The organism is Streptomyces sp. NBC_01304, from assembly GCF_035975855.1.
Classification (GTDB): Bacteria; Actinomycetota; Actinomycetes; order Streptomycetales; family Streptomycetaceae; genus Streptomyces.
This window is the reverse complement of the sequence record NZ_CP109056.1, coordinates 128,838-150,439: the sequence shown is the minus strand read 5'-3', so window position 1 is coordinate 150,439 and position 21,602 is coordinate 128,838. Positions and strand designations below refer to the sequence as shown.

General features: G+C 68.6%; 26 protein-coding genes. 12 read left to right on the top strand and 14 right to left on the bottom strand.

The window, feature by feature from the left end; translation table 11 throughout:
- Positions 1–23: 23 nt before the first annotated feature.
- The 10 genes from OG430_RS48340 to OG430_RS48295 form a co-directional block, all read right to left on the bottom strand.
- The gene (locus OG430_RS48340) at positions 24–824 is read right to left on the bottom strand and encodes a hypothetical protein (RefSeq protein ID WP_327359684.1); all 801 of its coding nucleotides are present in this window, start codon (positions 822–824) and stop codon (positions 24–26) included.
- 18 nt (positions 825–842) lie between these two features.
- Positions 843–1,289: a hypothetical protein gene (locus OG430_RS48335; RefSeq protein ID WP_327359683.1), complete on the bottom strand. Its 447-nt coding sequence runs from the start codon at positions 1,287–1,289 to the stop codon at positions 843–845.
- A 162-nt stretch (positions 1,290–1,451) separates the two neighbouring features.
- Positions 1,452–1,763: a hypothetical protein gene (locus OG430_RS48330; protein ID WP_327359682.1), complete on the bottom strand. Its 312-nt coding sequence runs from the start codon at positions 1,761–1,763 to the stop codon at positions 1,452–1,454.
- Complete coding sequence (locus OG430_RS48325; protein ID WP_327359681.1) at positions 1,760–2,467, bottom strand: hypothetical protein; 708 nt, start codon at positions 2,465–2,467, stop codon at positions 1,760–1,762. The genes OG430_RS48330 and OG430_RS48325 overlap by 4 nt, the downstream gene beginning before the upstream one ends.
- A gap of 148 nt (positions 2,468–2,615) precedes the next feature.
- Positions 2,616–3,584, bottom strand: a complete 969-nt coding sequence (locus OG430_RS48320; protein ID WP_327359680.1) for an AAA family ATPase — start codon at positions 3,582–3,584, stop codon at positions 2,616–2,618.
- Positions 3,585–3,751: 167 nt separating this feature from the next.
- Complete coding sequence (locus OG430_RS48315; protein WP_327359679.1) at positions 3,752–4,603, bottom strand: hypothetical protein; 852 nt, start codon at positions 4,601–4,603, stop codon at positions 3,752–3,754.
- 113 nt (positions 4,604–4,716) lie between these two features.
- Complete coding sequence (locus OG430_RS48310; protein ID WP_327359678.1) at positions 4,717–5,499, bottom strand: GntR family transcriptional regulator; 783 nt, start codon at positions 5,497–5,499, stop codon at positions 4,717–4,719.
- Positions 5,500–5,598: 99 nt separating this feature from the next.
- A complete protein-coding gene (locus OG430_RS48305) occupies positions 5,599–6,312 on the bottom strand; it encodes a VWA domain-containing protein (protein ID WP_327359677.1) in 714 nt (237 codons plus the stop codon).
- 134 nt (positions 6,313–6,446) lie between these two features.
- Positions 6,447–6,956 (bottom strand): hypothetical protein, encoded by a 510-nt coding sequence (locus tag OG430_RS48300; protein ID WP_327359676.1) that lies wholly within the window; start codon positions 6,954–6,956, stop codon positions 6,447–6,449.
- A 32-nt stretch (positions 6,957–6,988) separates the two neighbouring features.
- Positions 6,989–7,372 (bottom strand): hypothetical protein, encoded by a 384-nt coding sequence (locus tag OG430_RS48295; RefSeq protein ID WP_327359675.1) that lies wholly within the window; start codon positions 7,370–7,372, stop codon positions 6,989–6,991.
- A 290-nt stretch (positions 7,373–7,662) separates the two neighbouring features.
- On the opposite strand from OG430_RS48295, the gene OG430_RS48290 reads away from it, so the two are divergent.
- The 4 genes from OG430_RS48290 to OG430_RS48275 all read left to right on the top strand — a co-directional run bounded on the left by OG430_RS48290 (position 7,663) and on the right by OG430_RS48275 (position 10,902).
- Positions 7,663–8,262 (top strand): hypothetical protein, encoded by a 600-nt coding sequence (locus OG430_RS48290; protein ID WP_327359674.1) that lies wholly within the window; start codon positions 7,663–7,665, stop codon positions 8,260–8,262.
- Between the two features lie 172 nt (positions 8,263–8,434).
- Positions 8,435–9,307: a hypothetical protein gene (locus OG430_RS48285; RefSeq protein ID WP_327359673.1), complete on the top strand. Its 873-nt coding sequence runs from the start codon at positions 8,435–8,437 to the stop codon at positions 9,305–9,307.
- A gap of 199 nt (positions 9,308–9,506) precedes the next feature.
- Complete coding sequence (locus tag OG430_RS48280) at positions 9,507–10,313, top strand: hypothetical protein (RefSeq protein WP_327359672.1); 807 nt, start codon at positions 9,507–9,509, stop codon at positions 10,311–10,313.
- Between the two features lie 76 nt (positions 10,314–10,389).
- Entirely contained in the window at positions 10,390–10,902 is a 513-nt protein-coding gene (locus OG430_RS48275) for a hypothetical protein (protein ID WP_327359671.1), read from the top strand.
- 41 nt (positions 10,903–10,943) lie between these two features.
- Here OG430_RS48275 and OG430_RS48270 read toward each other — a convergent pair whose 3' ends face one another.
- Both OG430_RS48270 and OG430_RS48265 read right to left on the bottom strand, forming a co-directional pair.
- Positions 10,944–11,192 carry a hypothetical protein gene (locus tag OG430_RS48270; RefSeq protein ID WP_327359670.1) on the bottom strand — a complete coding sequence of 83 codons (249 nt, stop codon included), beginning with the start codon at positions 11,190–11,192 and terminating at the stop codon, positions 10,944–10,946.
- Positions 11,189–11,443 (bottom strand): hypothetical protein, encoded by a 255-nt coding sequence (locus OG430_RS48265; protein ID WP_327359669.1) that lies wholly within the window; start codon positions 11,441–11,443, stop codon positions 11,189–11,191. Before OG430_RS48265 ends, OG430_RS48270 begins: the two co-directional genes overlap by 4 nt.
- Positions 11,444–11,656: 213 nt before the next feature.
- Between OG430_RS48265 and OG430_RS48260 the strand changes: the two genes are divergently transcribed.
- The gene (locus OG430_RS48260) at positions 11,657–12,289 is read left to right on the top strand and encodes an NUDIX hydrolase (protein ID WP_327359668.1); all 633 of its coding nucleotides are present in this window, start codon (positions 11,657–11,659) and stop codon (positions 12,287–12,289) included.
- Here OG430_RS48260 and OG430_RS48255 read toward each other — a convergent pair whose 3' ends face one another.
- Positions 12,290–13,504 carry an XRE family transcriptional regulator gene (locus tag OG430_RS48255; RefSeq protein ID WP_327359667.1) on the bottom strand — a complete coding sequence of 405 codons (1,215 nt, stop codon included), beginning with the start codon at positions 13,502–13,504 and terminating at the stop codon, positions 12,290–12,292.
- Positions 13,505–13,720: 216 nt separating this feature from the next.
- The gene (locus OG430_RS48250; RefSeq protein ID WP_327359666.1) at positions 13,721–14,446 is read right to left on the bottom strand and encodes a GntR family transcriptional regulator; all 726 of its coding nucleotides are present in this window, start codon (positions 14,444–14,446) and stop codon (positions 13,721–13,723) included.
- Positions 14,447–15,227: 781 nt separating this feature from the next.
- Here OG430_RS48250 and OG430_RS48245 point away from each other — a divergent pair.
- The 7 genes from OG430_RS48245 (at position 15,228) to OG430_RS48215 (ending at position 21,057) form a co-directional block, all read left to right on the top strand.
- Positions 15,228–15,782 (top strand): hypothetical protein, encoded by a 555-nt coding sequence (locus OG430_RS48245; RefSeq protein WP_327359665.1) that lies wholly within the window; start codon positions 15,228–15,230, stop codon positions 15,780–15,782.
- A 6-nt stretch (positions 15,783–15,788) separates the two neighbouring features.
- Positions 15,789–15,983, top strand: coding sequence for a hypothetical protein (locus tag OG430_RS48240; protein ID WP_327359664.1), 195 nt, complete (start codon positions 15,789–15,791; stop codon positions 15,981–15,983).
- 279 nt (positions 15,984–16,262) lie between these two features.
- Complete coding sequence (locus OG430_RS48235) at positions 16,263–16,460, top strand: hypothetical protein (protein WP_327359663.1); 198 nt, start codon at positions 16,263–16,265, stop codon at positions 16,458–16,460.
- 104 nt (positions 16,461–16,564) lie between these two features.
- Positions 16,565–16,720 carry a hypothetical protein gene (locus OG430_RS48230; protein WP_327359662.1) on the top strand — a complete coding sequence of 52 codons (156 nt, stop codon included), beginning with the start codon at positions 16,565–16,567 and terminating at the stop codon, positions 16,718–16,720.
- A 204-nt stretch (positions 16,721–16,924) separates the two neighbouring features.
- The gene (locus tag OG430_RS48225) at positions 16,925–18,196 is read left to right on the top strand and encodes a DUF2637 domain-containing protein (RefSeq protein WP_327359781.1); all 1,272 of its coding nucleotides are present in this window, start codon (positions 16,925–16,927) and stop codon (positions 18,194–18,196) included.
- A gap of 1,173 nt (positions 18,197–19,369) precedes the next feature.
- The gene (locus tag OG430_RS48220; RefSeq protein ID WP_327359661.1) at positions 19,370–20,074 is read left to right on the top strand and encodes a hypothetical protein; all 705 of its coding nucleotides are present in this window, start codon (positions 19,370–19,372) and stop codon (positions 20,072–20,074) included.
- Entirely contained in the window at positions 20,071–21,057 is a 987-nt protein-coding gene (locus tag OG430_RS48215; RefSeq protein ID WP_327359660.1) for a hypothetical protein, read from the top strand. The genes OG430_RS48220 and OG430_RS48215 overlap by 4 nt, the downstream gene beginning before the upstream one ends.
- The last annotated feature ends 545 nt before the right edge of the window (positions 21,058–21,602 follow it).

Below are 21,602 nucleotides of genomic sequence, written 5' to 3'. Positions count from 1 at the left end.
GGGCTGGTCAGGGGGAGGGCGGCTCAGGCCTCGAAGGCGTCGTCGTCCCGGTCGCGCAGCCATGCGGCGAAGGAGGTCGCCATCTGCGCGCTCTCGGTAGGCAGGCCGAGGTGGTTGAGCAGGTTCTTCTCCACGGCGCCGTCCGTGCCGTAGGTGACCAGGGCGGTCCAGGGCTTGGTGTGCATCCAGGCGGGATGGCGGACGCTGTGGGTGTAGCCGTCGGGGTTCCAGACCTCGCGGTAGAACTGCGCGACGACACCGTCGCGCCGGTACACGACGCGGGTGTTGCCGTCGTTGTCCCGCTCGACGGAGACCGGGATCTGGGCCTCGGCGAACGCGTCGGTCAGGTACTGGCCGGCCTCGGTCTCGTCCGCCTCGGGAAGCTCGACGATCCGGCGCCCGAGGTTGGTGATGTAGGGGTGCTCCTCGCGTCCGGCGCGCTGCTCACCGTGCCGGTCGAGCATGACGACGAGTCGCTCGCTGATGAGCGGCTTGAGGGTCATGGCGGAGGCGTTGAAGGTGAGCCGGCCGGGGTGGCGGTCGGCGGGGCTCTGCGCGCTGAGCAGGGCGTGGGCCTTGGGCACGCTCAGCAGCGCGAAGCGGCCCAGGAAGGTGAGACGGAACTTGTGCGGACCCTGCTCGGCGGGCACGGGCTCGATCCACTCCCGGCTACGCATCAGCACCAGCGAACGGGAGTTGACGGTCTCAGGGAGGATGAGCGCCCGATCGCGGAGCGCGGCGAGCATCCATGACCGCTGTCGGCTGGTCGGCGTCGCGGTGAACGAGTTGCTTGCCAGCTGGGCCAGCGGCGAGTAGGCAGTCACGATCAGGTCCTTTGGTGGTCAGCGGGGCAGGGTGACGCGCAGTTCCTCGCCGGGCTCCTCGGCCGGGCCGAGGTCGTCGAGGGCCATGGCCACCTCGGCGTCGAAGCTGTGAGCCTCCTGGCGGGCGCCGTACTGCAGGGTGGTGGCGTAACTGGTCCACTCGTTCTCGAAGTTCAGGTGGAAGGTCACTGCGTCGGGGGCCTGCTTGCCCGAGTTCTCGAAGTACTCGATGAGCGCCTCGCGCAGGGCCTCGAAGTCCTCGGGATCGGCGGAGGCGGGAAGCACGTCGTCGACTCGGCGGCCGTCCCGCTGGCGTCCGCAGCGCACACACAGCTGCGCGGACATCGGGTTGTCGAACCGGCACCGGTGGCGCGCGCACTGCCACATCAGGCCGGCCGCGCGGAAGACCTCGCGTACGACGTCCTCCTGCTGGGCCGATGCCGCGCGCAACGCCTTGTCAACCACGGTGTCGTATATGGGGAAACCTCCAGGCAGGAAGGACTGCGAAGCGGACACAACCCGCCTCCGTGATGTGTATAAGTTTACCCGCCCGGAGGTCCTGCGGCAAGTTATACGCGTCATCGGTGGGGAGGGGTGTGCCCGCTTCGGTGGTGCAGGGACGGGCGGTCAGTCGGTGCAGGTGTCCGGGTCGCAGGTGGAGCACAGGCCGTCCGCATCGGCCTGGTCGACCGTCAGGGCCTGGTTGCACTCGTTGCACCACCCGCCCGGCACCGTGAACCCGAGATACGTGAGGCCATCGGTGAGGGCGTCGTGCACGTCACCGCCGGAGAGGTTCTGGTCGGCGATCGTGCGCACCAGGAGCCGGGCGGCCGCGACCGGGTTGGGGACGCCGGAGTGGTGGGCGGCGGTGTCGGTGAGGCGGATCAGCTGGCTGACCGCGTGGTCCCGTGCGGCGGTGAGCTGGCGGGAGGCGATCATGCGGCGATCTCCATCTGCACAGCGGGGGCGGTCAGGGTGGCCAGGAGGGGCTGCACGAACGTCCTCGCGACGAGCATGTCCGCCGGGCGCCAGGCCGGAGAGTCCTCGATCATGCGCCACATGGCCTCGGTCATCGGCACCGGCGTGTGCTCGCCGCTGTCGCGGACCTCCTCAGGGGCGGTGAGGCCGTCGATGTCGACCAGCATGCCGTCAGGACGTACCGCCATGACGTGCACGAGCTGGCAGATGCACACGCCGTCCGCGAGCTGGATGCCCGCGCCGCAGGCGTCGTAGTCGTACGAGCAGTCGGGCTCGATGACGGCCGCCGTCGGCCAGCCGGTCTGATCGGACAGGGCGCGGGCCAGGGCGTGGCACTGGCCCCGGGTGAACGCCGTGCGGGCGGTGTCGTTGATGCGGCCCGGGTTCACGTCGTACTGGGCGCCGTTGGCGCCGAGCACGGCGACCGGCCGGTCCTCGGGAAGCCCGAAGAGCTCGGTCAGCCGCGCCATGAAAGCGGCGACCTGCTCCGCGGTCTCGTGGCCCTGCTCGCGCTCAAGCTCCTGGTACTCCTCCTCGTTGGCGTCCTCGACGCCGTCCACGTCACACAGAGCGTTGAGGGCGATCTGGTGGCGGGCGGTCATCAGGCGGTACGCGGTCAGGATCTCGTGGACGGCGGTGCGCGCGTCGTCGGACGGGTGAGTCATCAGCACTCCCTGGGGTCGGGGATGTTGCGCGGCCCGGGCGGGTCGCTTGGAGTGCGGTGCGCATGAGTGAGTCCTCCTTGAAGGGGGTGAAGTGGGTGTGTGGGCAGGGGTATTCAGCGACCCGCGGTCAGCAGCGGCCGTCGCATGGTCAGGCGGAGTGGTCGGCCATCTGGGCCTGCGCGGCCTGCAGTTCGGTGCCGCGCCGGGCGATGTAGACGCCCAGGTCGATGGGGCTCACACCGTCGTTGTCGGCGATCTGAACCTCCTCCAGGAAGCGGGCGCGCACGGTGCGCATCAGCGCGCCGAGCTCGTCGAACGTCGCCTCGCGGCGGCGGGCCCGCTCGATGAGGGAGCTGACCGGCTCCAGGGCCACGGGCGGCTGCCCGCCGGAGAGCCACGCTCCGATCCGCGCGCCGAACTCGGTGTCGGGGCGGGCGACGGCGGCGCCGGACAGGTCCGGGGAGAGCGCCTTGTCGACCACGAGGGTGTGGTCGGTGTCGAGGGAGGCGACGAAGGTGAACTCGTACTCGATCCCGTCGCGTCCCACCGGCTTGCCGCCGACCCGGCGCGCGTGCTGGCGGCCCTGCTCGTCGGGCTCCACGAGGTACTCCGTTGCCGTGCGCAGCGTCACCAGGACGTGGCCCGGGTAGGCGAACAGCGCCTCCAGCATCCGGCGCTCCCTGGGGCGGACCTCGTCCCAGCCGGAGTTCCTGGGGCCGCCGGAGCCGCGCTTGGCGGCCAGGCCGACCTGCTCCAGCACGCCGCCGGGCCCGGACCAGAACAGCGAGAACGAGTCGATGATGACGCTGTCGTAGCCCTGCGCGGCGCACGCGGCGAGCGCGGTGATCAGCGTCTCGGGGGAGCAGTACGCCAGCGGCGGGCACAGATCGAAGCCAAAGAGGTCCGCGTACGCCGAGGCGTGACCGTGCACCGTCTCGATCACGGCAGTGGAGTGGCCGAGGCCGTTCGCGAGGGCGAGCGCGGTGAAGGTCTTGCCCGCTCCGCTCGGTCCGGCGAGGGCGATGCGCCCGCGGGACTGCTCCTTGACGGCCGGGCCGAAGGGGAAGCGGGGGTGGTGCAGGGGGTGATCCGTGGTGGGCGTCGTGGTGTCCGCCAAGAGTCCTCCCGGACTGCTCGATGGATGGCAGGGTGCGGTCCCGGCGTGATGGAAAGGGGGAGCTGCAAGGGGGTTCCAGGAGCCAGAACCAACACCCTTTGACGCGTAAAATATACCACGAATCTCGACTAAAAGGCCAGGTCAGAGGCCATATTGGGCAGGGCGATTCAAGTTTTCTCGGGGTTCGCCTCGTCGACTTTCCGCGCGTAGTAGCTGTCCCCGGGAAGCAGGCGGAAGGGCTTGCCGTCCTCGGTGTAGCCGTCCGGCTCCGGGCCGGCCTTACGCATCTGCTTGCGCTCCGCGACATCGGCCAGGTGCCGCTGAAGGGTCTCCAGCCACCAGTACGGACGCTCGAGCTCGTCGTACCCGTCCGCTTCGGGCACGCGGCCCTTGGCCAGGGAGCTGTCGAAGACCGGCTTCGAGATGTAGCCGAGGACGTTGGTGGCGTGCGACGCGTAGTGGCGCAGGCGGCCCCGGGTCAGCGGATCGACGGCGAAATGCTCACCTGTCACCTCATGGATCCCGTTCGCGTCGACCAGCATGCGGCGCGGGTCGATCGTGGGCTCAACCGGGGACCACCGGCCCGGCCCCTTCTGCTGGATCTCCGCGACCAGCCGGCCGCGCTTGTCCATGTAGCCGATGGCTTTGAGGAAGGCGACGACCACGCGGCGGGGGTAGTGCGCATCCTCGAACCCCGGAACGGCGACGCCCATCTTCTCGGCGACCGACTTCAACGGGTAGGCGGTGCGCTTGAGGCTGCCGCGTGCCGACTTGCCGGTCGGGGCGCGGTGCCACTTCTGCGGGGTGGTCCGGTCGACGCCGGCCAGCTTCGCGATGCCGGTCAGACTGAGCGGCTCTGACCGGTCCAGGCAGTTCCTGGACCAGTACGGCGTCTTGTCCTCGCCTTCGTAGTCGGCATCCGCGACGAAGCCTTCGTCGATCGCCTTCTTGAACTCCCGCGCCGTCGGGTACCCGAGGAGCTCCCGCGCCTCCTGGGCGCTGTACTGTTCAGCAGACACGCTGCCCTCCTTAGTGTGGTAAATAGTTGACTCCACTCCAGAGGGTACGGCAAGTTATGCGCGTCACGTAACGGGGTGTGCGCACGGCGTTTCCAAACAGCCGGCCCAAACCGTCAAGAACGCTTCTGCTGCACGGTCTGACTCACGTAGCTGCGATCCCCGTACCCCGTCACCGTCAGGCCCTTGACCTTCAGGTTCCGCAACGCGCCCTGGGCGGCCGTCACCGAGAAATCGTGCTGCGCGGCGACTTCACGCGCCGACGGCATCCGCGAGCCCGGCGGGAACGCCCCGCTGGCGATCAGGCCCTCCAGGATCTCGGTGAGCTGCTCGTGCCGTGGCCTGGCCCGATGCGTGGCACGCGACGGCGCGGGCGCCGGCTCCACGCGAACGGGAGCGAGATCCAGACCGGGCAGCGGCAACGGGGCAAGATCAGGCGCGGCCGCGACGAAGACCACCGGGCCCTCACGGCGCAGCAGCCCCTCCTCGACCAGAAGATTCAAGGCCCGCCGCGCGGTCTCCCCGCCCACCCGGTACAGGTCCATGAGCTCCCTGCGCATCGGCAGGCGCTCCCCGGGGCGCAGGTGGCCCTCCCGGATCTGGGTGCGGATCAGCTCGGCCAGCGCTGCATGGACCTTCAGACCGAACGCCGGCACCTGGGCGTACGTCCGGTTCTCCTCGCTGCGCCAGGCGTAGCCGTGGTGGAGGACGACCGCATGCTGCACGGGGCCGCCGCCGGCCAGGGCGTGCTCGGCGAAGACAGCATTGCGCGCGCCGGCCGCGGCCAACGCCGCGTCACGGGTGGACTGTTCGATGACGTCGCCGCCGGGGGCGATCCACAGCGCCCAGGGCTGGTCAGGGTGACCGGGACGGATACGGGCGGGGCCGAAGAGGTGCATGAAGGTGCTTCCCAGACTGGAGCGATACGGACGAGATGAGGACGGCGCAGATGGCCGGCCCGGCCGATGTGGCGTGGGCGAGCGGTGGCGGGCGTGTACTCAGGCCGCGTGCAGCCACCGCTCGAACGGCTCCGTGATCCCGTCGTAGAGCTCGCCGTCGTCGATGTGGTGCGGGTCGTCGGCGCCGAAGCGGCCGATGTGGTCGAGGTCCAGGCCCACGTGCTCGAGGGTCCGCAGGAAGTCGACCCGCTTGCCGAAGGTGAGGAACAGCCAGAAGATCCCCTCGTCGGCAGACTCGCGCATCAGGCGCTTCGTCTCCGCCCGGTCCGCGGCGGTCGGGCTGCCGTCCGTCTGGAAGACCACCAACGCCGGCGCCGTGGAGCCGGACGCCCGATGCCGTTCGATCACCGCGGTCATCGCTGTCGAGTAGCGGGTGCTGCCCATCACGCCGAGTTGGCTGTGCGCGGCCTCGATCCGGCCGGCGTAGGCGTCGACGCTGACTTCGGTGGTGCCGTCGACTTCGGTGGAGAAGAACACCACCGGGACACGGCCGTCGGCGTCGAGGTTGCGGGAGAGGCCGAGGACACGTTCGGCGAGGTACTGCACGGTGCCGTCCTGGTAGTACGGACGCATCGACCGTGACCGGTCCAGGACCAGGTACACCTCCGCGACCTGCCCCTCCAGACCGGACTTCCTGAGGCTGCGCGCCGCCATCTTCGTCAGACCGTCCACCGACGTGCGTTCCGGCAGCGGACCGGCCGGCCCGGACGGAGCGGGCGCAGCGGCGAGGGAGGTGAGGAGCTTCTTGAGCACGGGAGGATCCGATCGTCAGGGCCGACTGGCCAGGGCTGATGACCCCGGAAGCGTGCGGGGCCGGGCCTGTGGACAGGGACCGCGGCCGCGAAGGCCCGACGGCGCGGCGGGCGCTGTCCGGAACTCGCGGGGCCCTATGCGGGGTTCGCGGTGGGCGGGATGCCCGCGAGCGTGACCGGCCGGGCGAAGTGCAGGGTCGAGACCTCCACGACTTCGGCGACGGCGTCGGCGCCGAGCTGGGGCTGCAGCCAGTCCAGGCAGGCGCGGACGGCGTCCCCGCTCTCCAGCCGGCACGGCTCCCGCTCCAGTCCGTGCACCTGGTAGTGACGGGCGCCGCCGACTGCGCCGGAGGCCAGCACCGGCGACGGGGTCGGCACTCCGTGGCCCGGCAGCTCCCACCGGTCGACCGATCGCCGGGTGACTTCCCGTACGTGCTCGGTCAGCGCGACGCGGACCACCCACGGCCTCTCAGCCGCGAGTTCGCACTCCTCCCGGACGCGTGCCGGAGTAGCCAGCCGGTGCGTGGTGTACTCGTGGACCTCCCCGCCGTCCTGGCCGCGGTAGACCGAGACAGACCAGGACACCTGCCGATCCGTCGCCGAGACGTCAGCCGCCGCGGGCACCTCTGCGATGTCGGGCGCCACCTCGGCCTCCTCTGCCGCGCGCGGCTCGGCCGTCACCCGCGCACTGCCGCGTACCGCCGGTCGGGCATCGGGAGGCTCGACGCGGGCGGCCCGGTGCCCGATCCGGGCCCACCGTGCAGCGGGACGCACCAGGAACAGGCCGACAGTCCGGGGGAGTTCGAAGGCTCGGCCTGGACGAGGCCACTGCTGCGGCTCAGGCGCCCGCACTCGGAGCAGGTCCTCCAGCCCAGGACATTCAGGCCGGACTCGGTGATGGTGTAGCGGACGCTCGCGCTGGTCCTCGACACGTAGCCGCGATCCACGAGGGAGTCCAGGATCCGGCGCGTCCGGGCGTCGGAGCCGAGGAACCAGCCGCAACGAGCCTGCCAGGAGCCGCCGTTGAGGCGGGCGAGCGCATCGAGGGCGCGCCATTGCATGCGTCCGAGAGGGTGGCCCAAAGAACCTCCAAGGGGCGAGAGTGAACCCCCAGGTTACGCGTAAAACGTGACCACATCAATCCATCGTCGTAGCTTTATACGCGTCATCGGCGAATGCTTCCGCGGGCCGCTCGCGCTCCCGCTGCCATTCCTTGGCGCACCCCGCAGCCGAGTCGAATCCGGGCTGCCTGGCGCCGCGGGACCAGCCGTCCGCTGTCCACAGCCGGGCCGGCGGACAGTCGATGCCGCACTTCAACTCCCGTCCCCTGTATGAGAGTGAGACAAAGTCCATGGCCAGCACCGCGCGCCGGATCACCACCCTGACTGCCGTCATCACGGCAACCTTCCTTCTCGCGGCATGCGAGTCCGGCGAGCCCGGCCCGCTGGAGCACGGAACGGTCAAGGACAAGCGCCACGAGGCGGCGGGCTTCAAGCCGACGTACCGGAATATCTACAAGGACGTCAACTGCCGCAACGTCACCAGCAACTCGCTCACTCTCTCCGGGTTCAGTCGTCCCTCCGGCGGCCGATCTTCCGGCGGTTCCTCTGGCGGCTCGTCCAGCTCCGGCGGCTCCTCCCGTTCAGGGACCTCCTCCAGTTCGGGCTCGTCGGGGAGCTCCTCGAGCTCGGGCGGTAGCGGATCGAGGACGAAGCCCAACAACCCCAACGGAACGGGGAAGGGCAAGAACACCCCGTCCACCGGCGGCTCGACCGGCGGGCAGAGCGGCACCAAGCGAACCTGCGACCGCAAGTACGTGGGCCGCGAGAAGACCGGACGCAAGTGGCACGAGGAGACCTGGCAGGTGCAGATCGTGGACGGCGACCGCTCCGCGTGGATCGACGTCGACGAGGACGAGTGGCCTGACATCGAGCCCGGCGACGAGATCTGACCCGAGACGCGCCGAGGGCACATCACTATCCACAGGCTGCCCGCGCGATCCGCGGCCTCTGTCCACAGGCCATCCGAATGATCTTTGCGGGGTCCTGCTCAACAGCAGGACCCCGCCGGTCGATCCTCACGACGTTCACGCGGGCCGCTGCCTACGGGAGGCACCCGCACCGATGCCCTGGACATACGCCGTCGCCAGCAACCTGATCCTCCTGTTCTGCGCCGTCCTGATCTTCAGGGCATGGCTCACAAGGGACTGGCCGAAGCTGCTTCCCCCGGTGATCGGGGGATCCTTCGCTGCGATGCTCGTGTACCGCCCGACCCTGATACCCGACCTGATGAACAAGCTCACCGACGCCTTCGTCGGCGACGTTGCACCCGAATCCAAGGCACCCGCGTCCAAGACGCCCGCCCCGGCCTCCAACAGTGACCCGATCACCGTTCCCTGGGCGACGATCGGCCTGGTCGCGGGCGGCGTGATCATGACCGTGATCGCGCTCGCCGTGGTCACCACGGCCGTCGGACGTCACCGCGAACGTGCCAGCGCAGAGCGGCGACGGGCCGACGACCACACCCGGCGCCGGAACGAATTGGAGCAGAGGCACGATGCCATCCGCGACGCCCACGGCGACTTCGAGCTGAACCTGCTCGACAACCTTGACCGGCTCGCGCTCGCCGACGTGACCGTTCCCCAGACCGAGCGCCTCATCGACGCCCTCGACGCAGCCCGCGACGCCCGCATCTCCACCGCCCGCGAAGCCCTCGACACCTACCGCCAGGCCGTGACCGCACTCGAACTCGCGTGGAAGAGCGCCGACCATTTCGCCCGCTCACGCGGTGCCCGCTACCTGCCGGCCGGCGAGCGGCGCAACATCGCAAAGGCCCAGCAGGCGCTGGCCATCGCCCTCGACGAGCGCGGGTACGCGCCTCAACGGCAGGACGCCCTGCGCCGGGCCCTGAAGCTGATCGGAGACATCATCCCCATCCCGAAGAAGGCCATCGCCTCACTGGAGGCCGGCACCCGACTCGCGCTGACCAAGGACTGAGCACCAGCTCCTGAGGCCGTCAGACCCCGCTGGTACAGGGGCCCTCGACGGTAACCACGACCCGCTCTCGACCGGCGGCCGGCGACATGTTTCGCTCCGGCGCGGACGGCGGGCCGCCGCCATGCACCAACGAACTCGACCGTCACAGCTGCACCAGAACCCCCGGCCCGCCGCGGGCCGTTCAACGAAAGGATTCCCAGTGAGCTACATGCGCTTCCAAGACCCCTACGGCTCCGCCACCCTCCGAGGCCACGAACGCCCCTACCTGCTCGGCTCGTTGCAGGGATGGGCTCAGGATCAGCTGCTGGAGCACCAGGGCCACCGTGAACGAGCCTGCGTCCTCTACGACCTGCTGCCCCTGGACCACGAGCTGCGCAGTGCGTATCCCGGCCGCCGAATAGGCGCCGGACGCTGGCTGAACGCGTACGCCCACCACCTCCGCGACTTCTTCGACGACCCGCTCGTCGACCACCACGGCCACACGATCCGCCCCTCCACCCTGGTCCTCAACACCGCCATGGCGCAGGGCAGCGACGCCATACGACTCGCGGCGTGCCTTCACGGCCAGGTGGAGCTCAACTGCTGGGTAGACGGCCCCCAGCGTCAGTGGCTGGCAGACATCGTCGGGCAGGGTCTGGCCGACGGCTACTTCCGCACCGGCAGCGGTTGGGAGGACCTGAAGCGCTTCCTCCTCGAGCGCGATGACCACCCCGTGGTCGCCTCCTCCTCCCACGGCGGCGACTTCCCCAGCTACTGGCACGCCCCGACGCGTACGCCTGACGGCGAGGACCTTGACACTGAGGACGCCGAACTCGTGTGGGAGGAACTCCCCGCCCGCGAGCGATGGGACCTTGCCCTCACCGCGCTGCGTGCCCGCACGGCCGACCGGCTGCAGCTCACCCCGGACTGGGCCGACTACCGGTTCGAACCCACCGTGTCCCTCCACGACCTCCTGGCCGAGGACCGCACGCGCCGCCTCGACGAGGCCTTCGAGGTCACCCGCTAAACGGTGGCGAACTTCCTGCCACAGGCGGAGCCACCAGCATGATCCGAAGCGACCCCACCACCCAGGGAGCGAACCAGTGACCAGGATCCACCCCGCAGGATCCGGCGACGCAGGTCGGCTGCGCGCCCGTTTGAGATGGCTTGGCGCCCTGCCGGCGGCCGCCGGCCTGATCACCCTCGCCGTCGGCCGGCTGCTCGGGGGCCCACTCCCCGGAGAGGTCATCGTCTGGTCCGTGTGGGGAGCCCTCGCCGGGATCGCCGTCTTCGGGCGCGGCCATCGCCTCCTACGGCGGGCATGCACAACCGGACTACGCCGGATATCCGCCATCACGGCACGTGTCGGCTCCAGCCACCCCATCGACGATCACGACCTCGACGAGCTTCTCGAGGCGGCCCGAGAGCTCGAACTGGCCCTGGCGCACCGGGTGTTCGGACTGATTCCGCTCGCCCGGCCCGGACAGGCCCATCATCTCCTGGCTGACCTACGCCGAGCCCGCACCGGGCAGCCGCTGGTAATCGGAGACCCCGCCTTCCGGGAAATCGCCGAACTCAAGGAGAAATTCATGCGCTGGGTCGACGCCGTGGCCTGAGCCGTCCGCACAACAGAGACGGCGCACGGGGACCAACGAGGTCACACCGTGATCGAGAAGACCCACAGGTGAGGATCCGGCCCCGGAAGGATCACGTAGTGGACGATCGCGGCACCTGTCGTGATGACCCGCACGGTCTCATCCATCTCGTACGTATCCGCCTGCGGCCATGACCACGGATCACTGCACGCCTGCAGCACGGCGTCGTGCAGCTCCTCCTTCTCCGGGACGGGCAAACTCCTGATCGTCTCACCGACGTTCGCGGCGAACCGTGCGGGAATGGCCGTCACGCGTCGAAGACCTCGTCCATGGTCAGGGCGCCATCCTCGGACTGACCGTTGGCCTTCCACTTCCTGTACGCCGCCGCGGCATGCATCCGGGCGCGCGCGTCACGCAACTCAGGACTCGATGCTCCGGCCTGGTCCGCCTCCAGCACCGAGGCAACATAGTCCCCGATGCTCATGCCGGCGCGGGTCGCGGAGGCACGCACCGCAGCGGCCAGCTCCTCGGGGACTCGCGCGTTCAACTGAGTGGTAGCCATAGCAGAATCCTAGCGATTCGCTACGCAACCCGACAATGGCACGTCGCGCCCTGGCCTCGATCGGCTGGCCGTGAGCTGACGGCGCTTGCCCTGTGCGTTTTGGCTGTTGGCCAGTTGGTGTACCCACCGTGGGTAAACCGGGGCGGAACCATGGGGGCACCGCGACGCCTCCGCCTACGCTGCTCGGGAGATTCACCGAAGGAGAGGAATCACGTGAGGCAGGAACAGGCCGGGCAGCCACATGAATCGGCAGCGCAGCAGCACGCCAATGGCGCCGGTGGGGGGCAGGGATCGGACGAGGACCGCAGTTCTGAGTGGCTCGTCTTCGGAGAGCGCAGAATCTACGAGAATCGCTGGGTCACGGTGGCGCTGGCCGACATTCAGCAGCCTGACGGCCAGCGGTATGAGCACCACAAGGTGTACCTGCCGCCAGCCGCGATGGTGGCGATGCTCGATGATCAAGACCGTGTGTTCATGATGTGGCGTCACCGTTTCGTCCCGGACGTCTGGAACTGGGAGTTGCCGGGCGGCGTAGTCGACGCAGGGGAGAAGCCGGCGAAGGCCGCCGTGAGGGAGGTAGTCGAGGAGACCGGTTTCCGCCCAACCGGTGTCCTCGAGCATGTCGTGACGTTCGAGCCGATGATTGGAACGGTGACGAGCCCGCATCACGTCTATGTTGTCCGCGGTGTCGAGAAGGTCGGCGAGCCTACCGAGAAGAACGAGGCGCAGCACACGGCCTGGGTTCCGCTCGACGAGATTCCGCAGCTGATCAAGGCGGGGCGCATCGTGAACTCGGGAACACTCGTCGCCGTCCAACATCTGTTGATCAGCAGGAAGCAAGCGTGATCAGGCGACGCGCAGCAGCTGATTGATCCGCCGGCGCTGGCGTGCCGAGTGGGTAGCCAGCGCCAACTGCTGGGCCTGCTCGGCCTGGCGGCGGGCCTCATCCCACTCGCCCCGACGCTGCAGTGCAACGGCCAGGTCGCACCGTACGCCGGCCTCGGCGCGCGTGAAGCCGGACATGGAGTTCAGTGCGGCCGTGAGGTCCGTGACCGCCTCGTCAGCGCCGAGCGTCGCGAGGCAATTGCCGCGCCAGCGATCAAGGTGTGGGCCTGCGAGGAACAGGAACGGCAGGCTCGGATCTGCAGGGTCAGCCGGTCGAGTTGTCTCCGCTCTGTCCAAGGCGCGGCGGCAGTCCGTATCGGCGTACGCAGCGGCGTGCGCTTCGGCCTCGGCTGCATGCAGCCAGGTGTCCATGAGTGGCGGGAGAGAAGAACCAGCCTGTACGCGGGCGTATCGGATCTGCTCGATCGCCTGGTCCGGCTCGTTCAAGTCAAGGAGCACGTAGGCCTGTTGTGCTGTCGCGTGCGCGAGCAGGGCAGGCATTCGCGACTCATGGGCTGCAGCCTTGGCGGTCTCGTGTAGATCCCACGAGCCCCGGTAGTCGCCGAGGTCCAGTGCCTGCCAGCCGGCCAGCGTGGCGGCTTCTGTAAGGGCCGCAGCGAGGTGCTGACGGGTGCCGGTCGCTGCGCCGTATCTGAGGAGGTGCTCCATCTGCTCAATCTGGGCGCGGAGTTGGGGCAGCAGTAGCTCGGCCCCGAAGCGGCGGTCCATCTGCCGCATTTGATCTGTCTGAGCGGCCAGGAGTCGCACGACGCCAAGGTCGGCCTGGGCGGATGTGGCCAGCTCCCGCCGCAATTCGGCGGTGGCATCGTCCGGGTGAGGCGGCTCGGCCACAAGGGTAGGGGTTGCGGGGAAGGGGTTGGGCGCGCTGGCCGTCTCCCAAGGGCGGGCAGCCAGTCCGAGCATTGCGCCGGGTATCCGAAGCCCGTCAGCTATGCGTTCGACAACGTCCATCGCGGAGACGATGCGCTTGCCGGAGGCGATCTCGCCGACCCGGCTGGGAGTCATCCCGCACTGCTGGGCGATTCTCGACGGGTAGAGGCCGCATCGCCGCGCCAGGCCGAAGACGACCGCGAAATCCCTGCTGCGGCATGCCTGGATCATCTCCGGCTCAGCCAGAAGCGCCTCGGAGATCCATGTCTGTCCGGACTCACGCATTCACATCGCTCCCGCACAGCCAACTGACCTGGCACTCCGCGGAGTTTAACCACCGTGGGTACTCACGATGACCTTCTTTCACTGCTTCCCCTTTCGGCAGGCTGAGCACGTCCGGTGGTCTACGGCGGAGGGGTAACTGTGGTGACAGGAACGGAAATTGGTACTGGAACGCGGATTTGCGAGTCGGGCGGTGAGCCCCTTCGGCTCGGTGGTTGGTCAGGTGCCGGCGCGGTAGACGAGCCGGTTTCTGTTGCCGGGGGCGATGGTGATCGACACCCACATGGTCGCCCCGTGCTGCGTGCCGTTCCGCGTGATCTCGGCAAGTGGGGTGGCTGCCGGAAGGTCAAGTTCGCGGGATTCAGTGAGCGACGGCATGCGAATGACGACCAAGTCTTCGGTGTCGTCCAGGGCGAACCCAAGTTCCGACAGGATCTCGGTCACGTCCCTGGTATCGGTGGGCTCCATCAATGCGGTGTCACGCACGGCTTCTCGGAACCACGCGATGGTGCGTTGATAGGGAACGTCGTCGATGGCGGTCGTATGGGTTCGCCGGGCCCCCATGGTTCCGTTCGCGAGGCCGAGTTGAGCGGCGATCTCGGCAGGCAGCGGTTCAATCCCCACCTGCACCGAGTCGCTGCGCCGGGCCGCGTCGATGTCGTCGAGCAGGGTGGAGACGGCTTGGCCGCGGTCCTGCCGGCGCCAGGCGGCGGTCCGGTCCGCTCGAACCGTGCGGCCCAGAGGGCCTTTGCCCTCGGTGATCAGGCCCTCTTGGACTAGGCGGATCAGCGCCGCGCGCACCGTGTTGCGGCTGACCTCGTGCTCGGCCGCTAGGGCGATCTCCCCTGGCACTTTCGCCCCGGGGGTGAGGTCTCCGTCGGCAATGCGCCGGTGGAGGGCTGTGTACACGCCCTGCCAGAGGGGGGCGGTGCTGTGGCTGCTCATGGGCTCATTCTCGCAATGACCCTTCTGTAGGTACAGAACCTTGCGCGCCCAGCCTTCTGTACCTACAGTACCAACAGAACGCCGAGCGAGTGCCCGACTACTCAGCGGTGCTAACCCGGCCTGCGTGTGTCCACCCCACGAGCGCGGTGCGAACGACCGCTCTCGGCCTGACCAGCCAGTGCTGGCTGTGCCTCGCCCTCACGTACGCCCCACTGCGGACACGACGTGACGGCCAGGGGCGGCCAGCCCAACTGCCCTGTAGCGCAGAGGCCTTCGCCGGTCCAAACCCGGCCACGAAGACCGACCACGCGCACTGTCGCTCGGTGCCAGCCGACGGCGAGCTCAAGGCCGCGGCCGTCCTTCAACTCAACAGAGTGATCCACCGCAGTAGGACGGCCGTTGCCGCTGCCGCCGCCGAGTGATCGGCGCTCCGGCACCACCGGGCGAGGCGAGTGGAGACCAGCCGGCCGAGAAGGGGCCTGTGCCCACGACGTACCGCGCAACCGGCTTTAGAGAACGATGCGGCGACTTTGATGCTGCGACGACCGCCTGGGACTGACCTCCTTGGGTGTGAGCAGTCCGCGTCGACTGAGGTCAAGCGCGTTGGAAGCGCGCACCAGTTACCGAACTCGTGGGCGCTCACCTGCACTTCGAGCGCCCACGTCCTCGGCCACTGGTGAGACATCCACCGGCACGCCGACCGCGCCATCGAGCGCCCGGATGCACCCGAACATCACCGAGCCCCGCCAGCCGGCGGGCATGAACCCCACCTGGAGCCCCAGTGAATTCCAAGGCACGCCTCACCGTCGCCACTGCGGTCGCCCTCGGCGCCCTCGCCGTCATCCCCGCCACCGCGCAGGCGAACATCGGGCAGGACGACAAGCCCACCCACACCTACACGGAGCAGCGCTACAACTACGCCACTGGCGAGTGGGAGACCGCGACGATCACCGAGTACCCGGACGCCACCGGCGGCGGTGAAAAGCAGACGAGCCCTTCGCAGCCCACGGGCAGCCGCACCGAGCAGCGCCGAAACGCGTACACCGGCAAGCCGGAGACCCTCAAGATCACCGAATACCCCGACCTCGTGAGCGTCGGCACGAAGGTTGCCCCGGCGGCCGGGACCGGAGGCCTGTACCTGCGCAACGCCACTGGGGAGATCGAGGGCCTCATGGCGGAGCAGGACCGGGCGGAGTTCATCAGCTGTCACCCGTCCAACCCCAACCTCGCCAAGGTCCACCAGATCACCCACGGCAACGGGGGCTGGGGAGTGGACGACGGCTTCGTCACGGTCTCGGCAACCAGGGCACCCGGCCAGCTGCACTGTGGGAACTGACCCGCCGTGGATGAGGAGCAGCCCCCTGCGGGGGATGCGAAGCAGGCCGCGATCGAGAAGGCGATCCGCCTCCACCTCAGCGGAACGAAGTCGTTGTTCGCTAACGATGAAGCCGCAGCGGCCACCGAGCGCGCCCTGAACCTCGGCGCGACCTGGGGCGAGCTCCACGCGGAGGAGATCAGACAGCGCGAACGCCGCTGACCGCGGCCTGACCACCGATCAGTAGCTGGTCAGAACAGAGCTCAGCCAGTCTTGCGCGTCGCAGAAAGACAAGCGGCCCCCACCAGGTGCATCACCACTTGGCGGAGGCCATCTCGCAGCACTCAACAGCCCGAAGAGACCTAGGAGTTCAGCGATGAGTCCGACTGTACCCCCGCAGATCCCGCCGGCATTACCCACCCCCAAGTCCCCCGAAGCCCAGAAGATCACCGCGGCCGCAGAGCGGATCGCAGAACCCAGCACGCCCCGGTCGCGGCCCTGATGAGCCCCGAGCCGGGACACGGCGCAGCATCGGCGGGCCCTAAGTCCCCCGCAAACGCTGACATCGGCAGCTCGGTATCCGAACTGCAGGCGCAGGCCTCGGCCGACTACGCGGGGCACACGCCTGAGCGCGAGGCCGAGGCACGCACCCAGTTCGCCTTCGCGCGCAGCGACCGAAGCGACCACCACAACCACTGACCACCGCAACCACTGACCACCACAGACCCCGGGGCGGCCGACAGCCGCCAAGCATCCCGACCGCCCCGGTCACCCGTCCCAGCAACGAGACAGGAAACCCCATCATGGCGCTTCGCCAGTCCATCTCCCAGGACGAACTCCGCAAGGGCATGTCCGACGCCGACCAGCTCCGCCACGCCACCATCCGCGACCCCGAGCGCGGCGGCTGGTACCCGACCGGGTCGCCCCAGGACAACCAGACCCAGTCCAAGGGCAAGTAGCCCACCCAACGGCGATACGCCGTTCACCCGCCGTGGTGTGGCTGCCGAGTGGTCTCGGCAGCCACCACCTCGCGTCCGCAACAGATTCCACTCTTGCACCAGGAGAACAAGGTGACCGTGAACCCGACCGCCTCAACCACCGCTCCCGCGGCGTCGGGGCCGGCCGGAGAGTCTGGTCCGCCCCCGCTCACTAAGGCGCAGCGCATCGTCGCCGGGATCGCTGTCGTCGGCGGATTCCTTATCGCCGGCATCGGCTTCGCTGGCTCGTACGCGGCCGTGCGTGAACTCGCCGAGAAGAAGGGCTTCGGCGACTTCGCCCGGTACTTCCCGATCGGCATCGACGCGGGCATCTGCGTCCTACTGGCACTGGATCTCCTCCTCGCCTGGATCCGCATCCCCTTCCCGCTCCTGCGCCAGACCGCCTGGCTCCTCACGGCGGCGACCATCGCCTTCAACGGCGCGGCCGCCTGGCCAGACCCGCTGGGCGTCGGCATGCACGCGGTGATCCCGATCCTGTTCGTGGTCTCGGTCGAGGCCGCCCGGCACGCGGTCGGCCGGATCGCCGACATCACGGCCGACAAGCACATGGAGGGCGTACGCCTCACCCGCTGGCTGCTCTCCACCGTCCCCACCTTCCTCCTGTGGCGGCGGATGAAGCTGTGGGAGCTGCGCTCCTACGACCAGGTGATCAAGCTCGAACAGGAACGCCTCGTCTATCAAGCCCGGCTGCGTTCCCGTTTCGGCCGCGCCTGGCGCCGCAAGGCTCCGGTGGAGTCGCTGATGCCGCTACGCCTGGCGAAGTACGGCGTCCCGCTCAAGGAGACCGCCGCCGAAGGGCTCGCCGCAGCCGGCATCTACCCGACTCTCCTTCCCCGTGCGGAACGATCGGCCCTCGAAGCGGAACCGACTCCCCGATCGCTGACGGACCGACTCGACGAGGAAGCCGCGACGGCCAACCCGACCGACTCGTCCGACCGCAGTCGGTCGGACGAGTCGGCTTCCGAGAAGTCGGTCGGGTCAGGATTCGAACCGACTCCCGACCCGACCGACTCCGACCAGCCGACCGACTCCTCCCCGGACTCCGACCGACCCGACCACGCCGCCACCGACCCGACCGACCGACCGGGTGCCTCGGAGCCGACCGACTCGACCGACCGACCCGACCCGACTCCGCAGGTCAGCAAGGAGTCGGTCGGACCGCCGCCACCGACCGCTTCTGGTCCGATCAACCGACCCGACCCTGACCAGTCGCCCGACCCGGCGCCGCCCACCGGCCCGACCGAACGGGAACAGCCGACCGACTCCAGAGGCCGACCGGTTACACCGGGCATGGTCGAGGCGCTTGAGCAGGCCCGGGAAAAGTTGGCCGACTGGCCGACGTCTCAGCTCAAAGAAGAACCGATCCGACTCGCGATGGGCGTGGGAGCCAAGTACGCCCGCTACATCCGCGACGAGCTCAAAGCGGAACGCAAGTAGCGCCCTTGAAGCCGAACAGCGGTGGCCTGAGCGGCCTGCCACTACGCCGCGGGCGCCGGTCAGGAAGGTCACCCGCGACTCCACATCGAGGGGTCAGCGGACGAGGCCACCAAGCCGGCGCCCGCCCTTTCAGTCAACGTGTGACACCCCCTCTTCCCGAGGGCACTAGCCCGACCTGAATCTGCCAAAAGCGCAGGTCACAGCGGTGTAGGTAAGCGTAGATCGACGTAGGCGGGCGCTAAGGCGGGCCGTACGAGGCAGGGGAGCCGGGCCAACAGCGTGACGGCCTGGGACCCGAGCCACGCGCTCGTCCACCTGATCCGGCCGACCAGCCCAATCAACCAAGCAAGCCGACAGGGGAGCACTCATGTTCTGGCGCCGCATTAGCGCCCGCTTGTGGAAGCGCATACGCCCGTCGCAGCCGCGCCCCGCCGAGGGCGCCTTCGCCTGGTCGCAGTCCGCGCCACCGGAAGGCCTGCGCAGCGTCGATCTGAGCACCCCACCGCAGCGGGCCCCGACCGCTGGTCTCAGCCTCACCCAGCCGGGACCTGACGAGCTCAAAGCCAGGAAGACCATGATCGACATGATCGCCCGATACGGGTGGGAGAGGTCCGGGACTCGGTGACAACCGACCAGGCAGCATCCGGCGCGGGCGTCGATAGCGTTCTGGAAGCGATCGACGACGCCCTCCAGGATGCAGAGACCGCCCGCAATGGCGCCACACCTCCACAGCCTGAGCCGACTCCGGCACCCTCCCCTTCGCCAGAGCACTCAGCACAGTCGGTCGCCGAGCCGGCGCCAGCCCCCGTTCCCACTCCGCGTCGTGCTCGCGAACTGGACTGGTGGGACCCACTGTTCAACGGTCAGGACTCTGACCTCGACACAAACACAGGCAACAGGCCGACGCCGGGGCCGCGTCCCGACCCGTCAGCGCCTGTACCGGAGCCGGTACGCAAGGTCGACCCCCCAGATGAGGAGGATGACGCCGACGCCGAGGTCACCGCCGATGGCGAAGAGGACGGAGGTTCCTCCCGCATCAGCCGCTGGCGATCTTGGGGTAGGGGTTCCTCATCGCCGGAGCAGCCCGGCCGGGTCGAGACGATCCTGCACGAGGCCAACCTCGATCAATACGGCTGGCATGCCAACCGGGTCCGCTGGGCCCTGCGTTGGGGGATGCCCGCAGTAATCGGTTGGGGCCTCGGGTTCGTTGCTCTGATCACTGACCTTGTCGCCGACTTCCCCGGCGACGCCTGGGGCTGGCTCTGGCTCTTCGGCCTGCCCGTCATCCCTCTCGGTGCCCTCGCCTGGAGGGCACACGGGGTCTGGCCGCCCATCCGCTGGATGCTCCGCCTGCCTCTGTCCACGCTCATCGTCGCTGCACTCGTCAACGCCCCTCCGGTCGAGCACCGGGCAGGCACAGAAGGAATTCACATGGAAGGCAAGACCGTCATCATCGCCGCCGACCTCGGCGGCGGGCTGAACCTTGGCACGATCACCTCGGCGGGCCTGGCCGCGATCATCACCGCGTTCTGCATCTTCTACTTGAAGAACGGCGGGGAGACGCGGTGGGTCAAGTGGGTCAAGACCGAGCACCTGATGATCTTCGGATTCGCCGCGAGCTCCTTCTACGAGGCGGCAGGGTGGAACGGGCCTTCCGACATCATCATCAAGCTGACCGGAAAGTGGGCGGAGTCCTGGGGGCCCGGAGCTCTGGCCTGGATCATCCTGCTCTTCATGTTGCTGCGTAAGCACTCCGACCGGCGTGCCGTCATCGGAGGATTCGCCTCTTCCACGCTCTTCGCCGCGGCTGGCGGGTCCTGGGCCTGGCCGGAGACAACACTCACCACGCTTGCGCAGGCCGTCGGACTTGCGCGATGACCCCCACGCCAATGCCGGACAGGGATACCACCGAGAGAGACGATCTGCCTGCTCTCACCAAGGAACCTGAGGCTCAGGAGCAGGCAGCCCTTACGCCCAGCGCACCGCGCAAAGCACTGACCTCCCTGTCAGCGATGCTCTGGGACAAGGAGATCGCGCAGGCCGTTGAGCCCAAGGAGACCTTGTCAGCCTCAGCGAAGAACCAGCCGTCGCAACGGAGTTGGCGCCAGATACTGAAGGAGCGTCCCTGGGCGCGGGGCGCGCTGCGGCTGGAACGCGGGGCGTACCTCACCGTCGGCGAGTTCCTGAAACTCCTGTTCAACGTGGTGAAGACGCCCTTCACCACCGGTGACTCCATCAAGGACAAGGCGGAAGCCTTGATTCTCACGGTGATCGGGGTCGCAGCAGCAGTCAGTGCCATCCCGACCGCGCCACGCGAGGCGATGGGTGTACTTACCGCCCTGTTCCTCTGGCGATCGTGGACACTCGGCAATCCTCAACACGGGAAGCCCGGCCCGGACCAGCCCGATTCTCAACCGGACGCGGTGCAGCCCGAGGATCCGGCATCCCTCCAGGAGGCCCTGGCTGGGACAGGAAGCGAGCCATTTGAACAAGATCAAAAAATGCTGGGGGAGAAGCCCGAGGTCGACCTCGACACATGGATTCCGCTGTACGTCGAGCATGCAGTAGCGCTCAGCGACCGGCAGGGGAAGAAAGGCATGCACCTGGTGGACCTGCTTGAGGGCGCCAAGCAGCAGGACGCCCGCGTCGCCGGCTGGGATGTCGCACGCCTCCGGAAGGAAATCGAGCGACTCAACATCCCCGTGAGCGCCGGCATCAACATGAACGGACGCAACACCATCGGGGTGCGGTACGACGCCCTTGAGCAAGCGCTCAAACGACGCCCCCGCGTGCCACCTTCCGAGGTCCCCGATCTCACCCCGCCGGCCCACCGAAATGGGTCCCCTTCGCAGGCCATCTAGCTCCCCCGGAGAGGGCGAGTTGAGGGCCCGTCGAGGGGGCTTCCGGCACCCCCCGTCGCACCCCAGTTCACCCCCGCATTTCACCCCCGTCCCGGCCGTCCGCACACCCCACCGTCGGGTGTCGGCACGCGGGCGGCACTCGGCCGACCGAGGCGCGCCACTCCCCCCACCCCGCGGGCCAGGGAAGACCACCTACCTAGGCCACCTACAAGGCGCTGACCTGCAACATCTACCGATACCTACAGCCTCCTACCCGCCCAACTATCCGTGCCTACAAGGCGGTTGCGATGCGACGAGCGTCGAGAATCGACAGATCTAGGTGACGTACCGGTCGGCCTCCGGGCATGCTCAGGGCAACAATCCCAACTCCCGGGGCCGCCCATCATGTATCGCTATAACTGCTCCACCTGCCGCCAACCGCACGCCAGTACTACCGAACCGTCCGCCCAGGACCATCAAGTCTGGCATCACCGCACCGCCCACCAAGCAGACGTGCCACCGCGGGAACGTGTGTACTTCCGGCGTGAGCCGCAGCGTGCCCGTCT